Consider the following 15,144-nt stretch of genomic DNA (forward strand, 5'->3'; position numbering starts at 1 on the left):
TATCAAAGTTTTGGCCCACAGCAACAACGGCTGTGCTGTGTGACAGTGGCAGATTAACAAAATCTGTCCGGCTAACAAGCCTCTATCCGGCTGATTTGTGACTTGTTATGCAATTCTTAACCTGATTTTCAGGGTTGCTGCAAAACGATTTGGGTTTGGTCAGCTTTCAGCATAAGGTAAAGTGATGTTTTTTTGAAACATGACCGAGTTGGGAGTCGCTATGACCGCTGCTTTTTCTATCCCTGACAGCTGGGAAAAGGCCCTGTCAGCCTATCCGGAACTTCAGGCTGAGGCTGTTCAGGTTTTGTCAGGCAGCGATTTTGTCAATCAGTGGGGCCAGCGCCAGCAGATTCAACTCGACGAGCTTCTGGCGACCGGGAGTCTTCTCGCAACACAGTCAAGCAGTGACTTTGCCAATATTTTGAAGACAATGCTGGTTTCGGTTGCAGATGAGAACGCCTTACAAAAGCAGCTACGTTATTTCAGACAGCAACAGATGGTCAGAATCATCTGGCGGGACCTGGCCGGCTGGGCTGACCTGGCGGAAACCATGGCGGATCTGTCGGCGATGGCGGATGTCTGCATTGAACAGAGCCTCAGCATACTGCATCAATGGCAAACTGCACTCTATGGGCGTCCCTGTGACGAAGACGGTAATGAACAGCAGCTGGTGGTGCTGGGCATGGGTAAGCTGGGTGCGGGTGAATTGAATCTGTCTTCTGATATCGATCTGATATTCACTTATCCCGAGGAAGGCGAGACCCGTGAGGGGCGCAAAACGCTGAGCAACGAAGAGTTTTTCACCCGGCTGGGCCGAAAACTGATCCAGGCACTGGATAATCAGACGGCGGATGGTTTTGTATTTCGCGTCGATATGCGTTTACGGCCATTTGGTGAGAGTGGTGCACTGGCTTCCAGCTATGAGGCAATGGAAGAGTATTACCAGACTCAGGGGCGGGAATGGGAACGCTATGCGATGATCAAGGCGCGCGCCATCACCGGTACGGCCGAGGCAAGAAAAGCCTTGTCAGATATGCTGCGCCCCTTTGTATACCGGCGTTATCTGGATTATGGCATGTTCGACTCCCTGCGTGAGATGAAGTCGATGATCGCGGGCCAGCTCCATCGGCGTGGGATGGAAGACAATATCAAGCTGGGTGCCGGTGGCATTCGGGAAATCGAGTTTATCGGTCAGGTCTTTCAGCTGATCTACGGCGGTCGCGACAAGCCATTGCAGCAAAGACCCATTCTGACCATTCTTGACTGCCTGGCCGAGCGTAGCGTGCTGTCTGATTATGCGGTGAATGAACTCAAGCAGGCCTATGTTTTTCTGCGCCGTACCGAACACCGTATACAGGCCTGGGCTGATCAACAAACGCATGTCCTGCCTCAGGAAACAGAGGCCCGGCTGCGACTCGCAAACAGCATGGGCTTTGATAGCTGGGAGAGTTTTTATCAGACGTTGTGGCAGCACCGGCAGCAGGTCCATGATCATTTCAGTCAGCTACTGGCGGCGCCGCAGGCCGAGGATGAAGCTGCCACCAATAATATTTCCCTGCTCAATGCCGGTGAAGAAGAAAAACTGGACTACCTGAGCGAGTGCGGCTATCAACAACCGCAGGACTGTCTGGAGGTATTGGACAAGCTGCTGGAACAGCATGTCTGCCGCAACCTCGGTCAGACCGGCCGTCAGCGGCTGGAAAAACTGCTTCCTCTGCTGGTTCAGGCGGCGGCCAGTAGTGACAATCCGGATGAGACCCTGCCAAGGCTGATGCCGCTGCTTGAATCGATCATGAGGCGCAGTGCCTACATGTCATTGCTGGTGGAAAATCCGCTGGCCTTGTCGCAACTGGTCAAGCTGTGTGCAGCCAGTCCGCTGATTAGTCATCAGCTGGCCCGCTATCCGGTTTTATTGGATGAGTTGCTGGACCCGCGCTCCCTCTATGAAGTCCCGGCGCGCGATGAGCTGAAAAAGCAGCTGGAACTGTTTCTGGCTTCAGTCGATGAAGATGATTTGGAACAGATGATGAATCGCCTGCGCGAATTTCGTCAGATTGCCACCTTGCATGTGGCAGCGGCCGATGTGACGGATGTCCTGCCCCTGATGCGGGTCGGGGATCAACTCTCCGAGCTGGCGGAAATTCAGCTGGAAAAGGTGTTGCAGCTGGCCTGGGCACATCTGGTCAAACGCCATGGTTATCCGCCGGCCGCCAAAACAGATGATCCGGCCAGTTGCGGCTTTACCATCCTGGCCTATGGCAAGCTGGGCGGACTGGAACTGGGTTATGGCTCGGATCTGGATCTGGTGTTCATCTTTGATGACAGTCAGGAGGGTACGACGGACGGAGACAAACCGGTCGAACCGATGGTGTTTTATACCCGGCTGGCTCAGCGCATGATTCACCTGCTGACCACCATCACTCCGGGCGGCATTCTTTATGAGGTCGATATGCGGCTGCGGCCCAGTGGCGCATCGGGCCTTTTGGTCAGTCCTCTAAGCGGTTTTGCTGATTACCAGCGGGAAGAAGCCTGGACCTGGGAACACCAGGCGCTGGTCCGCGCCCGCTGTGTGGGCGGAGACGAGGCGCTGGCAGCGAAAGTCTGGCAGATTCGCGAGCAGGTGCTGGCTCAGTCACGCGATGAAACCGCACTGGCAGACAAGGTTCGCGAGATGCGCAGCAAGATGCGCGGCCAACTGGATAAGACCGACAGCCAACTATTTGATCTGAAACAGGGTATAGGTGCTATCACCGATATCGAGTTTATGGTGCAATATGCGGTGCTGGCCTGGTCAGCAAACTTGCCTGAACTACTGGTTTACACAGATAATATTAGGATTTTGGAAGCGCTGGTGGCCACAGGCAAACTGGCGCAGGCGGAAGGCGACATGCTTGCCGAAGCCTATCGTTTCTATCGCAGTGAAGCGAATCACTGCGTGTTGCAGGAAAGACCGGCGCTGATAGATAAAGCGCGGGTAGGCGATTATCCAGAGCAGGTAGCCACTATTTGGCAGCGCTGGTTGGGTGAGTCCTGATCAGTATCGATTAACAGACAGACTTGGAATTTAGGATTATGGTAGCATCAACAATGGCGGATCGTGACGGCGTTATCTGGCTGGACGGCGAACTGGTGCCGTGGCGGGAAGCGAAAGTCCACGTACTCACTCACACTCTCCATTACGGAATGGGTGTGTTTGAAGGTGTCCGCGCCTATAAAGCCGACAAAGGCACCGCTATTTTCCGGTTGCAGGAACACACCGATCGTCTGTTCCGCAGCGCCAAAATCCTGGGCATGAAAATCCAGTTCGACAAAGACACCATCAACGAGGCGCAACGTACTGTGGTGCGTGAGAACAAGCTGGAGTCAGCTTATATCCGGCCGATGTGTTTCTACGGCTCTGAAGGCATGGGAATTCGTGCCGACAACCTGAACGTGCATACCATGGTCGCAGCCTGGAGTTGGGGAGCCTACCTGGGTGAAGAAAACATGACCAAGGGTATCCGCATCAAGACATCCTCTTTCACCCGCCACCATGTCAACATCACCATGTGTAAAGCCAAGGCCAACGGCAACTACATGAACTCGATGATGGCGCTGCAGGAGGCGGTCAGCTGTGGTTATGATGAGGCACTGCTGCTTGATGCGCAGGGCTTTGTCTGCGAGGGCAGTGGTGAAAACTTCTTTATGGTTCGTGACGGTGTGCTTTATACCCCGGAGCTGACTTCCGCACTGGAAGGCATCACCCGTGACACCGTCATTACCCTGGCTCGTGATATCGGCCTCACAGTAGTTGAAAAGCGCATCACCCGTGATGAAGTCTACATCGCCGATGAAGCATTTTTCACCGGTACTGCAGCAGAAGTGACGCCAATTCGCGAACTGGACAACCGTCCTATCGGCAGCGGCACCCGTGGTCCCATCACCGAGAAACTGCAATCCATGTATTTCGATCAGGTGCTGGGGCGCAGTGAGGTCTACCAGAACTGGAACACCCTGGTCTGATAATAAACGTTCAAAGTGGGTCGGGTGACAAGTCCCCCGGCCTGTGCAAAATTAAGAGGTACTAAGCACAATGGCAGGTCATAGCAAGTGGGCAAATATTCAGCATCGTAAAGGTGCACAGGATGCCAAGCGCGGCAAACTGTTCACCAAGCTGATTCGCGAGATCACCGTCGCAGCCCGGATGGGCGGCAGCGACCCCGCCACCAACCCACGTCTGCGGGCAGCGATTGATAAGGCCCTGGGCAGTAATATGACCAAGGACGTGATTGAGCGCGCTGCCAAACGTGGTGCCGGTGAGCTGGAAGGCGTCAGCTATGAGGAAATCCGCTACGAAGGTTACGGACCCAATGGCATAGCCATCATGGTGGATTGCATGACCGATAACAAAAATCGGACTGTCGCGGCCGTCCGTAACGTCTTCACCAAGCGCGGCGGTAATATGGGGACCGATGGCTGTGTCGCTTTCATGTTTAATCAGAAAGGCATTATCACGCTGCCTGCCGGCACGGAAGAGGACGATATCATGGAAGTGGCGCTGGAAGCCGGCGCTGAAGATATCGTTAACAACGATGACGGCACGATTGATGTCTTCACCAGCCCGGAAGATTATTCCACCGTCAAAGACGCACTGGACGCCGCCGGTATTGAAGTCGAATCATCACAGGTCACCATGCATCCGGACAATACGGTCAGCCTCGAAGTCGAAGATGCCAGGAAGGCGATTGGCCTGATCGAGGCTTTCGAAGAACTGGATGATGTACAGGAAGTCTATTCCAATGCTGACTTTTCTGATGAGGTGATGGCGCAGCTCGATAGCTGACGCCGGCCTGATGACCCGTATTCTTGGCATTGATCCGGGATCTCGTAAGACTGGCTTTGGCATTATCGAGCTGGAAGGCAAGAAAATTAAGCATGTCATCAACGGTCGTCTCAAAGTCGGTGATGGTGAATTTGCTGACCGACTGAAGCAGATCTTTGAAGGGCTGATTGATCTGATCGACCGCTACCAGCCGCAGATGATGGCGGTGGAAAAGGTCTTTCTGCACAAAAACGCAGACTCAGCGCTGAAGCTGGGGCAGGCACGGGGGGCCGCGATCTGTGCTGCCGTCAGCCGTGAGCTGAGCGTCTCCGAATACAGCGCCACTCAGATTAAAAAAGCCGTGGTTGGTAATGGCCACGCGAAAAAAGATCAGGTCCAGTATATGATGTCTGTGATTCTGAACCTGCCGGAAGTACCGGAAGAAGATGCCGCCGATGCATTGGCCTGTGCGTTGACACATGCCCATCACGCATCTGCCGGCAGCAGTCAGCGCAAACTGCCGGAGGGCATGCGCACAAGCCGTCGTGGAGGACGATATAGTCGATGATTGGACGATTGCGGGGCATTATTATCGAGAAGCAGCCACCTGAACTGGTACTGGATGTCCAGGGTGTGGGCTATGAACTCTCGGCGCCGATGTCGACTTTCTTCAATCTGCCGGCGGTCAACGACGAAGTCACCCTGTTTACCCATATGGTCGTGCGTGAGGATGCGCAACTGTTATATGGTTTTGCTTCCGAGCGGGAACGTCTGCTATTCCGCAGCCTGCTCAAAGTGAACGGCGTCGGTGCCAAACTCGCCTTAACCATTCTTTCCGGCAGTGATGTCGATACCTTTGCCCGCAGTGTGCAGGACGGCGATACTGCCAGCCTGACCCGCCTGCCGGGTGTCGGTAAAAAAACAGCAGAACGATTGATCGTGGAAATGCGTGATCGGCTCAAAGAGGTCAGCTCAGCGATGGGGCTGCAGAATTTTGCGCCGGATAGTGCGCAATCCGCGCCGGCTGGTAGTGCCCGTAACGAAGCTGTGGAAGCCCTGATGGCACTGGGTTATAAATCTGCCGAAGCGGATAAGATGCTGCGCAGTTTTGACAGCGAAGGCATGAGCACCGAGCAAATCATTCGTCAGGCATTGCAGAGGCACTAATGGAAGAGCGCTTCATCACCCCCCAGGCCACTCACGATGAAGAGCGTATTGATCGTGCTATTCGGCCGGTCACGCTGGATGATTACATCGGACAGCCGGTGGTGCGCGAACAAATGGAGTTGTTTGTCTCTGCTGCCAGAAAACGCAGCGAAGCCCTCGACCACACCCTGATTTTTGGGCCGCCCGGGCTAGGTAAAACCACGCTGGCCAATATCATCGCCAACGAAATGGGCGTCAACCTCAAGCAGACCTCAGGTCCGGTGTTGGAACGGCCCGGCGATCTGGCGGCATTGTTGACCAATCTGGAACCGAATGACGTCCTGTTCGTCGATGAAATTCACCGTCTCAGTCCCGTGGTGGAAGAAGTGCTCTACCCAGCGATGGAAGATTATCAAATCGACATCATGATTGGCGAAGGCCCCGCTGCGCGCTCGATTAAACTGGATCTGGAGCCGTTTACCCTGGTAGGGGCGACCACACGAGCGGGCTCACTGACATCACCGCTTCGGGATCGCTTCGGTATTGTGCAGCGGTTGGAATTCTACTCGCCGGAAGATCTCAGTACGATTGTTCAGCGCAGTGCCGGTATTCTCAATGTAAAACTGGAGTCCAGTGGTGCCGGTGAAATCGCCCGCCGTTCGCGCGGCACCCCCCGTATCGCCAATCGGCTTCTGCGACGGGTGAGAGACTATGCCGAAGTCAGGTTTAATGGTGAAGTCACCGCCGAAGTCGCACGTCAGGCACTGGACTTGCTGGATGTGGACAACTACGGTTTCGATATGCTGGACCGAAAATTACTGCTCGCCATCATCGAGAAATTTGAGGGTGGCCCGGTCGGTATTGATAATCTCGCGGCAGCCATCGGCGAGGAAAGAGGCACGATTGAGGATGTGCTGGAACCGTATTTAATTCAGGAAGGTTTCATCATGCGCACGCCACGGGGACGTGTCGCTACTCGGCGAGCCTGGCTGCATCTGGGCCTTAACACACCGGATTTAACGCTGGACGGGAATTAATGGGTGAGTTTGACTGGCCGGTTCGTGTTTATTACGAAGATACCGACAGCGGTGGAGTCGTGTATCATTCGCAATATCTAAACTTCATGGAGCGGGCACGCACAGAATGGCTGCGCGCGCTGGGGTTTGAGCAGGACCAGCTCAGAGTTGAGTACAATCTTTTGTTCGCTGTGCATTCGATGCAGCTCAAGTATCGAAAGCCGGCGCGTTTTAATGATGCTTTGTTGATCAAATCACGGTTGGGCAAAGCTTCCGGTGCTAGTATGCAGTTTGAACAAAACATCTATCGTGGTGAGGAACTGTTGTGTGAGGCGTCAGTCAGAATTGCGTGCCTCGACGCTGAGTCTTTTCGCCCTAAATCCATACCCTCATTCATTTTGACGGAGATGCATAGTGTCTGCTGATCTATCTATTATCGCGCTGATTTCCGAAGCCAGTCTGTTGGTAAAACTGGTCATGTTGGCGTTGTTGCTGATTTCATTCTACTCCTGGCTGCTGATATTTCGTAAACGCAGCGAACTTGAGCAGGCAAAACGGGATGCAGACGCATTTGAAGATAAATTCTGGTCAGGCAACGAACTCAACCGGCTGTATGAAGACATTTCCTCCCGACCACACGCGAGCCGGGGTATGGAAGGGATTTTTGAAGTCGGTTTTAAGGAGTTTGTGCGACTGAAAAAATCCACCAACGGCAGTAACGCCGTATTAGAAGGCTCTCAGCGCGTCATGCGCATTTCACTGGCGCGGGAGATCGATCAACTGGAAACCTCGCTGCCGTTCCTGGCGACCGCTGGTTCGACAAGTCCCTATATCGGCCTGTTTGGTACGGTATGGGGGATTATGAACTCATTCCGTGCGCTGGGTAATGTGCAACATGCCACGCTCGCCATGGTGGCGCCCGGTATCGCTGAAGCACTGATTGCTACCGCGATGGGCTTGTTTGCCGCAATTCCGGCAGTCATCGCCTATAACCGTTATTCTCATGAAGTGGAAAGGCTGATCAACCGTTACGATACCTTCCTTGAGGAATTTTCTTCCATCCTGCAGCGTCAACAGGATTAAACCATGGCTGTGCATAAATCGATACGACAACGTCGCAAGCCGATGGGCGAGATCAACGTCGTGCCTTATATCGACGTCATGCTCGTGTTGCTGATCATTTTCATGGTGACTGCACCGATGTTGACACAGGGGGTCAAGGTCAATCTCCCCCAGGCGGATGCCGAAGCCGTGGAAATGCCGGATGAAAATACCGAGCCACTGGTGGTGTCAGTCGATGCGGAAGGTAACTTTTACGTCGCTATTGGTGACCGTCAGGATGAGCCGATAGAAACCCGTGAATTGATGGCAAAGACCGCGGCGGTACTGAGACGTAATCCGCAGACACCTGTCATGGTGCGCGGTGATAATGCGGTCAACTATGGCTATGTTGTTACAGCCATGGCACTGTTACAGAAAGCCGGCGCGCCCACTGTGGGGCTGATCACTCAGCAGCCGGATCCGGTGGTCAACGACGAATAAGAAAAGAACAATGAAAAAGGCTTTCGTTGAAAATTTTCTGGCAGGCAGCTACTCGCTGTTATTGCATCTGGCGCTGGTCGTGCTCTTGGTGGTAGGGCTTGAGTCGACCAGCACGCCTGAGCTTGCGTCCGATCCCAGTGTTGAAATTGTTCAGGCCACTGTGCTGGATGAAAATCTGATTGAACGTGAAATGGCACAACTGGAACAGCGCGAGCAGCAGGAGCGTGAGGCCGAACAGGAACGTCAGCAGAAACTGGAAGAAAAACTGGAGCAGACCCAGGAAGAACTGGCACGTCAGGAGCAGGAATACCTGGACATGCAGGAGCGCGCTGAACTGGATAAGAAGCAGCGCGAAAAAGAAGCTCAGGCCGAGCAGGAACGCATTAAAGAGCTGGCAAAGCAGCGTGAGCAGGAAGAACAGAAGAGGCTGGAAGCCGAAAAACAGCGTCAGTTGGAGGAACAGCGCCGTCAGGAAGCTGAAGCGGAACGTAAACGCATAGAAGAACAGAAACGTCAGGCAGAGCTTGAGCGTCAGCGTATAGAGGAAGAGAAACAGAAAGCGGAAGCCGAGCGCCAGCGGATAGAAGAAGAAAAACGCAAAGCAGAAGCCGAACGTCAGCGTATTGAAGAAGAAAGGCAGAAGGCAGAAGCTGAGCGTCAACGCATCGAAGAAGAAAAGCGCAAAGCCGAGGCGGAACGCAAACGGCTGGAAGAAGAGAAGAGAAAAGCGGAAGAAGCCAAGCGACGTGCTGAAGAAGAACGTAAACGCGCCGAAGCTGAAGAAGCCAAACGTAAAGCAGAAGCGGAACGCCAGGCTGCCGAACAAGCGCTGCAGAGACAACTGGAGCAGGAACAGCAAGAGCGTGATGCCCGGCGGGTGCAGGGCGTGGTTGACCAGTATTCGGTTATGATTAAGCAAAGGGTGAAACGTTACTGGATTCGCCCGTCGAACAGCGAAAGCGGATTACAGGTCACCTTGCGGGTGAGTCTGCTGCCGGGGGGGGATGTGAAGTCGGTGACTATCGTGAAAAGTAGTGGCAATCCGGTCTTTGATCGTTCTGCCGAATCCGCGGTTTACAAGGCAGCACCGCTACCGCAGCCATCTGATCCAAAAGCGGCAGAAGCGCTGCGTGATTTCCAATTCATATTTAAACCAGAATAGAGGACAGAAGCGATGTTAAGACAGTGGTTGAAAATTGTCGCGCTACTGATTGCATTAGTGCCATGGCCGGCACAGGCTGTGCTCACCATTGAAATCACTGGTGGGTCTGAAGCCGCATTACCAATTGCTATCGTGCCTTTCGGTGTTGAGGGTTACGCCCCGCCGGAAGATATCTCCGAGATTATCAGCAATGATCTGGCCAGCAGTGGTCGTTTCGCGCCACTGGAGAAGCGGGATTTGATCTCGCAGCCGCATGAAGGTACACAGATCAACTTCCAGGACTGGCGCTTGTTGCGTTCGGAAGGCCTGTTAATTGGTAAGGTCAGTAGTCAGGATGGTGAAAATTACCAGGTTCAGTTCCAGCTGTACGATGTCTACAAAGCGGAGCAACTGGTCGGCAAACGCTACAATGTGCCGGCATCGGGCCTGCGTAGTCTGGCCCATCAAATTGCTGATGTGGTTTACGAAACGCTGACAGGCGAAAAAGGTGTGTTCTCCACCCGTCTTGCCTTTGTCACCGAGATGAAAAATGCTGATGGCAGCAAGCGTTTTGCATTGCAGGTCTCAGATGCCGATGGCGCGAACCCACGCACTGTGCTGCAATCCACGCAACCCATAATGTCACCGAACTGGGCACCGGATGGCGAACGCCTGGCTTATGTGACCTTCGAGAATGCCAAAGCGGAAGTGTATGTGCAGGAGCTGAGCAGTGGTCGTCGTAACTCGGTGGCCTCATTCCGCGGACTGAACAGTGCACCTGCCTGGTCGCCCGATGGTAAAAAGCTGGCGCTGACATTGTCCAAAAACGGCAATCCCGAAATTTATGTACTGGAGCTGGCGTCAGGTGAGTTATCCCGTGTGACTCATAATTCGGGCGCCATTGATACCGAAGCGGTCTGGATGCCCAACGGCCGTGAAATTCTGTTTACTTCGGATCGCGGCGGACGTCCGCAGATCTATCGGGTAGATGCTAACGGCGGCCGTGCCGAGCGGATTACCTTTGAGGGCAGTTATAATGCGTCTGCAGACATTTCCCCCGACGGTAAGACCATGGCCATGGTTCATGCCGTCAATGGCAAATTTCATATTGCCATTCAGGATTTGCAGACTGGTGCAGTTCAGGTGTTGACCGACACCACTGCAGATGAATCCCCGAGCTTTGCGCCTAACGGCCGCATGATCTTGTATGCTACCGAGCAAAAAGGCAGAGGTGTATTAGCGGCTGTGTCCGTTGATGGCCGAATCAAGCAGCGCCTGGGTGAATCAGGTAGCGCGGTACGTGAACCAGCATGGTCGCCTTTTAGACGTTAATCCGATAGGAGATTTTCAATGAAGTTTTTTAAATTATTTGCTTTGGTACTGCCTCTGTTGTTCCTGGCAGCGTGTAGCTCTTCCCCCGATAAAGGGATGAACAGCGGCGAAGTGGCTGTTGAAGAACGTGGTGCTGATACCGCCGGTGTCGATGGGCAAGGTGTCGATGGCGAGGACATGGGGGCTGAAGCGCGGGTGGTAGTTGGTGAAGACGGCTATGCCGGGAATGAACTGAATGATCCGTCAAGCCCACTGTCTAACCGTATCGTGTACTTTGACTATGACAGCGACGTGGTTCGCAGTGAAGATCAGGAAACCCTGCGTGCTCACGGTGCTTACCTGGCTAAAAACCCGAACCTGACAGTGCGTCTGGAAGGTCATACTGATGACCGTGGTTCACGTGAGTACAACCTGGCCCTGGGTGAACGCCGTGCATTGTCAGTTCGTCAGATTCTGATGCTGCAGGGTGCCAGTATGGATCAATTCCAGGTCACCAGTTTCGGTGAAGAACGTCCTGCCGAAGAAGGCAGCAGTGAATACGCCTGGTCACAAAACCGTCGTGTTGAACTTAAATACATAGGTCGATAAAGATGCAGTTTAACGGCAAGAAAACCCTTCTCAGTGCCGTGATTCTGGCTGCCACTCTGCCCGGCGTCAGCTGGGCAGAGGAGGCAGAACCGCTACAGCAGCGTGTTGAACGCCTGGAGCGCATTATCCAGGGTCAAGGATTGATGAACCTGATTACACGGGTGGATCAGCTCCAGAATGAAGTAAAACGTCTTAATGGTGAGAATGAAACACTGCGCCATGAGTTGGGGCAGATGCGTGATCGTCAGCGTGAGATGTATATCGATCTGGACGAGAGACTGACCCAACAGGCTCAGGCTACACCACCGACAACGGTGGATAACCCCCCTAATCAAGATACTGAAATGACACCGCCAGCGGAGGGTGATATCACTGATGTCGATGAGACGAGTGATTCATCGACAGCAGGTTCTGCGCCGGCTTCCGTTGAAAACGGAGAAGCAGCCTATCAGGCGGCACTGCAGTCACTGCGCAGCGGTCAGTACGAAGAAGCGATTACAGCACTGCAGTCTTTCCCGGAGCAGTACCCCGGCAGCATTTATTTGCCTAATGCCTATTACTGGCAGGGTGAAGCCAAATATGTGTTGCGTGAGTTTGCTGATGCCGCGGCGCTGTTCCAAATCGTGATTGATCAGTACCCAAGCAGTACCAAGGTCGCTGACGCCATGCTCAAACGCGGTTTTAGTGAACATGAAATGGGTGACACCCAACGCGCTGTAGCGACGTTGAATCAGGTTATTCAACAATATCCCGACAGCTCAGCTGCCAAGCTGGCCCAGGTCAGACTGGATCGTATCAACCAAGCACAATAACACTGAGCCGGAATTTGTTATGGCCCAGTGCCGTATTACCGAAATTTTTTATTCTTTACAGGGCGAGTCCAGAACTGTGGGCTTGCCCACTGTTTTTGTCAGACTGACCGGTTGTCCACTGCGCTGTGGATACTGTGATACCGAATATGCTTTTTACGGTGGCGAAAAGATGGCGATCACCGACATCGTCGAACAGGTAGCCGGTTACAATCCGAGATATGTCTGCGTCACCGGCGGTGAGCCACTGGCTCAGCCTAACTGCATTCCATTGCTCACAGCCATTTGTGATCTGGGCGTGGAAGTGTCACTGGAAACCAGTGGTGCGATGGATATCACGCGCGTTGATCCTCGTGTCGTCAAGGTCATGGACCTGAAGACGCCGGGGTCGGGCGAAGAAAGTAAAAACCGCTATAGTAATATCGAATTGCTGCGCCAGCAGGATCAGCTCAAGTTCGTTATCTGCAATCGTGAAGATTATGACTGGGCACGTACGAAACTGGATGAATACCAGCTCACGGAACGCTGTGAAGTCCTATTCTCACCGATTCATGGTGAACTCAAGCCCGCTGATCTGGCCGACTGGATCGTAGAAGATAATCTGCCAGTCAGAATGCAATTGCAGCTTCACAAATACTTATGGGGAGACGAGAAGGGCCGATGAAACGTGCCGTCGTTCTTTTGTCTGGAGGCCTTGATTCGGCCACCGTGTTAGCGATTGCCAAGTCACAAGGCTACGATTGCTATACCATCAGCTTTGATTATGGCCAACGTCACCGGGCGGAGCTGTTGGCGTCTTCTTTGTTGTCCGAACAATTGGGCGCAATCTCTCACAAGGTCATCAACATTGACCTCTCTACAATAGGTGGGTCGGCTTTGACCGACACCAGCATCGCTGTTCCACAGGAACATCAAGCAGGGATTCCGGTGACCTATGTGCCGGCGAGGAATACCGTCTTCATGTCGATTGCTCTGGGGTGGGCAGAAGTGCTGGAAGCGGAAGCCATATTTGTCGGTGTCAATGCCGTAGATTATTCCGGTTACCCGGACTGTCGCCCGGAGTACATTGCGGCGTTTGAAACAATGGCCAATCTCGCTACCAAATCCGGGGTTGAAGGCCGGCCGCTGAAGATTGCTGCTCCTCTGATTGAGATGAGCAAGCAGGAGATTATTGAGCGCGGCGTTGAATTGGGCGTGGATTACAGCTTGACGGTTTCCTGTTATCAGGCTGATGAAACCGGACGTGCCTGTGGAGAGTGTGACTCCTGTCGTTTTCGTCGCCAGGGTTTCGAACAGGCGGGACTTGAAGACCCAACCCGTTATCAGCCCTGATCCAGGCCGAAGCCGGGCGGTTCATCCGATTCTGCTTCCCGTTCGTAATTTTCAAATGCCTGCAGTGCTTTGATCAGCTTGGTATGCAATAGGGCGTCCTCACCAAAGCGCACGTACTCTTGGGCAGCCTGCGCGATCGATTCCAGCATTCGGCTACGCTCTTCCAGATATAGCAGAGCATGGCCAATGTGATGATGATCATTACCGGTTTCGCGGAGTAACTCGGCATTGTTCAGTGCCGTTGAGAAAGTGGGTTTATCCGGCTTAGAAATGACAGCCATGTCTGGCACCTCGATAATATAGAAAAAAATGTTGATTTAGGGGTTGTCATTTATCTCAAATAAGGTATCATTTTCCGCTTCTTCGGGGCCGTTAGCTCAGTTGGTAGAGCACCGGACTTTTAATCCGTTGGTCCTGCGTTCGAGTCGCAGACGGCCCACCAAGAATTCAAAAGGGCTATGCTTGTTTCAAGCATAGCCCTTTTTCATTTCTGTCACCATGACATTGTTTCTCGCACTGTATTCAAAGCGCCGGTCTTGGCAAACATCAAATTCATCATTGCGTAACGCTGTTTTAATGTCCGTGATGAGGCTCACAAGTTACGTTCTATCCAGTCATCCAAAATAATTATTTGGATACGGAAATGGATGCTAAGTCACTCTTGATAATGTCTTTTATCAGGAACAAAATGACAAAATGATGACAGCGCTGAAAATTAGCTGTTGCAATGGCTCCAGCACTGACGTAAGATGCGCAGCCTCAGTTGATGAGCTTTCTCTGAAACGCACATCAAAACTGATTCCTGACTGAAATTTATGATTCAAAAATGACTCGAATTTTTCAGTTGACAGTCTGGCGATGAGCTGTATAATTCTCGCTTCTTTGCTGCAGCGAGTTCTGCAAGCAACGCTCTTTAACAAAACAGTATCAAGTAATTTGTGTGGGTGCTTACGTTAGGTTGCTAGAAAACCTGACGGATAGCATTTACATGCTAACGTCAATCAAAAGTTTTGAAGCCTTGACTTAAATAAGGTTTCGCCAAAATTAAACTGAAGAGTTTGATCATGGCTCAGATTGAACGCTGGCGGCATGCCTAACACATGCAAGTCGAACGGCAGCATAAGAGAGCTTGCTCTCTTGATGGCGAGTGGCGGACGGGTGAGTAATGTATAGGGATCTGCCTGACAGTGGGGGACAACAGCCGGAAACGGCTGCTAATACCGCATACGCTCTACGGAGGAAAGTGGGGGACCTTCGGGCCTCACGCTGACAGATGAACCTATATCAGATTAGCTAGTTGGTGGGGTAAGGGCCTACCAAGGCAACGATCTGTAGCTGGTCTGAGAGGATGATCAGCCACACTGGGACTGAGACACGGCCCAGACTCCTACGGGAGGCAGCAGTGGGGAATATTGGACAATGGGGGCAACCCTGATC

The 15,144-nt window shown here is 52.9% G+C and carries 16 protein-coding genes, 1 tRNA gene and 1 rRNA gene; 17 read left to right on the plus strand and 1 reads right to left on the minus strand.

Going from position 1 to position 15,144, the window contains the following annotated elements:
- The first annotated feature begins 220 nt into the window (after window positions 1-220).
- The 15 genes from glnE to queC all read left to right on the plus strand — a co-directional run bounded on the left by glnE (window position 221) and on the right by queC (window position 13,707).
- Complete coding sequence (glnE, locus tag OMQ46_RS09270; RefSeq protein WP_266236473.1) at window positions 221-3,034, plus strand: bifunctional [glutamate--ammonia ligase]-adenylyl-L-tyrosine phosphorylase/[glutamate--ammonia-ligase] adenylyltransferase; 2,814 nt, start codon at window positions 221-223, stop codon at window positions 3,032-3,034.
- 38 nt (window positions 3,035-3,072) lie between these two features.
- Window positions 3,073-4,002 carry a branched-chain amino acid transaminase gene (locus OMQ46_RS09275; protein WP_266236474.1) on the plus strand — a complete coding sequence of 310 codons (930 nt, stop codon included), beginning with the start codon at window positions 3,073-3,075 and terminating at the stop codon, window positions 4,000-4,002.
- A 70-nt stretch (window positions 4,003-4,072) separates the two neighbouring features.
- Window positions 4,073-4,822: a YebC/PmpR family DNA-binding transcriptional regulator gene (locus tag OMQ46_RS09280; RefSeq protein WP_266236475.1), complete on the plus strand. Its 750-nt coding sequence runs from the start codon at window positions 4,073-4,075 to the stop codon at window positions 4,820-4,822.
- Between the two features lie 10 nt (window positions 4,823-4,832).
- The gene (gene ruvC, locus OMQ46_RS09285; protein WP_266236476.1) at window positions 4,833-5,369 is read left to right on the plus strand and encodes a crossover junction endodeoxyribonuclease RuvC; all 537 of its coding nucleotides are present in this window, start codon (window positions 4,833-4,835) and stop codon (window positions 5,367-5,369) included.
- Window positions 5,366-5,968: a Holliday junction branch migration protein RuvA gene (gene ruvA / locus OMQ46_RS09290; RefSeq protein WP_266236477.1), complete on the plus strand. Its 603-nt coding sequence runs from the start codon at window positions 5,366-5,368 to the stop codon at window positions 5,966-5,968. Before ruvC ends, ruvA begins: the two co-directional genes overlap by 4 nt.
- A complete protein-coding gene (gene ruvB, locus OMQ46_RS09295) occupies window positions 5,968-6,984 on the plus strand; it encodes a Holliday junction branch migration DNA helicase RuvB (protein WP_266236478.1) in 1,017 nt (338 codons plus the stop codon). Before ruvA ends, ruvB begins: the two co-directional genes overlap by 1 nt.
- Complete coding sequence (gene ybgC / locus OMQ46_RS09300; RefSeq protein WP_266236479.1) at window positions 6,984-7,388, plus strand: tol-pal system-associated acyl-CoA thioesterase; 405 nt, start codon at window positions 6,984-6,986, stop codon at window positions 7,386-7,388. Before ruvB ends, ybgC begins: the two co-directional genes overlap by 1 nt.
- Entirely contained in the window at window positions 7,378-8,046 is a 669-nt protein-coding gene (tolQ, locus tag OMQ46_RS09305) for a protein TolQ (RefSeq protein WP_266236480.1), read from the plus strand. The genes ybgC and tolQ overlap by 11 nt, the downstream gene beginning before the upstream one ends.
- 3 nt (window positions 8,047-8,049) lie before the next feature.
- The gene (tolR, locus tag OMQ46_RS09310; RefSeq protein ID WP_266236481.1) at window positions 8,050-8,505 is read left to right on the plus strand and encodes a protein TolR; all 456 of its coding nucleotides are present in this window, start codon (window positions 8,050-8,052) and stop codon (window positions 8,503-8,505) included.
- Window positions 8,506-8,515: 10 nt separating this feature from the next.
- Complete coding sequence (gene tolA, locus OMQ46_RS09315) at window positions 8,516-9,667, plus strand: cell envelope integrity protein TolA (RefSeq protein ID WP_266236482.1); 1,152 nt, start codon at window positions 8,516-8,518, stop codon at window positions 9,665-9,667.
- 12 nt (window positions 9,668-9,679) lie between these two features.
- Window positions 9,680-10,978 (plus strand): Tol-Pal system beta propeller repeat protein TolB, encoded by a 1,299-nt coding sequence (gene tolB / locus OMQ46_RS09320; protein WP_266236483.1) that lies wholly within the window; start codon window positions 9,680-9,682, stop codon window positions 10,976-10,978.
- An 18-nt stretch (window positions 10,979-10,996) separates the two neighbouring features.
- A complete protein-coding gene (gene pal / locus OMQ46_RS09325; RefSeq protein ID WP_266236484.1) occupies window positions 10,997-11,566 on the plus strand; it encodes a peptidoglycan-associated lipoprotein Pal in 570 nt (189 codons plus the stop codon).
- A gap of 2 nt (window positions 11,567-11,568) precedes the next feature.
- A complete protein-coding gene (gene ybgF, locus OMQ46_RS09330; protein WP_266236485.1) occupies window positions 11,569-12,378 on the plus strand; it encodes a tol-pal system protein YbgF in 810 nt (269 codons plus the stop codon).
- A gap of 19 nt (window positions 12,379-12,397) precedes the next feature.
- Complete coding sequence (gene queE / locus OMQ46_RS09335) at window positions 12,398-13,039, plus strand: 7-carboxy-7-deazaguanine synthase QueE (protein WP_266236486.1); 642 nt, start codon at window positions 12,398-12,400, stop codon at window positions 13,037-13,039.
- Entirely contained in the window at window positions 13,036-13,707 is a 672-nt protein-coding gene (gene queC / locus OMQ46_RS09340; protein WP_266236487.1) for a 7-cyano-7-deazaguanine synthase QueC, read from the plus strand. Before queE ends, queC begins: the two co-directional genes overlap by 4 nt.
- Here queC and OMQ46_RS09345 read toward each other — a convergent pair.
- On the minus strand, window positions 13,698-13,988 hold the full coding sequence (locus OMQ46_RS09345; RefSeq protein WP_266236488.1) for a hypothetical protein: 291 nt from the start codon (window positions 13,986-13,988) through the stop codon (window positions 13,698-13,700). The two genes, queC and OMQ46_RS09345, sit on opposite strands and share 10 nt — an antisense overlap.
- Before the next feature lie 85 nt (window positions 13,989-14,073).
- Between OMQ46_RS09345 and OMQ46_RS09350 the strand changes: the two genes are divergently transcribed.
- Both OMQ46_RS09350 and OMQ46_RS09355 read left to right on the plus strand, forming a co-directional pair.
- Window positions 14,074-14,149, plus strand: a tRNA-Lys gene (locus OMQ46_RS09350).
- A gap of 604 nt (window positions 14,150-14,753) precedes the next feature.
- Window positions 14,754-15,144 (plus strand): 16S ribosomal RNA (locus tag OMQ46_RS09355); the annotation flags it as partial.

The sequence above is a fragment of the Methylophaga sp. OBS1 genome, assembly GCF_026319365.1.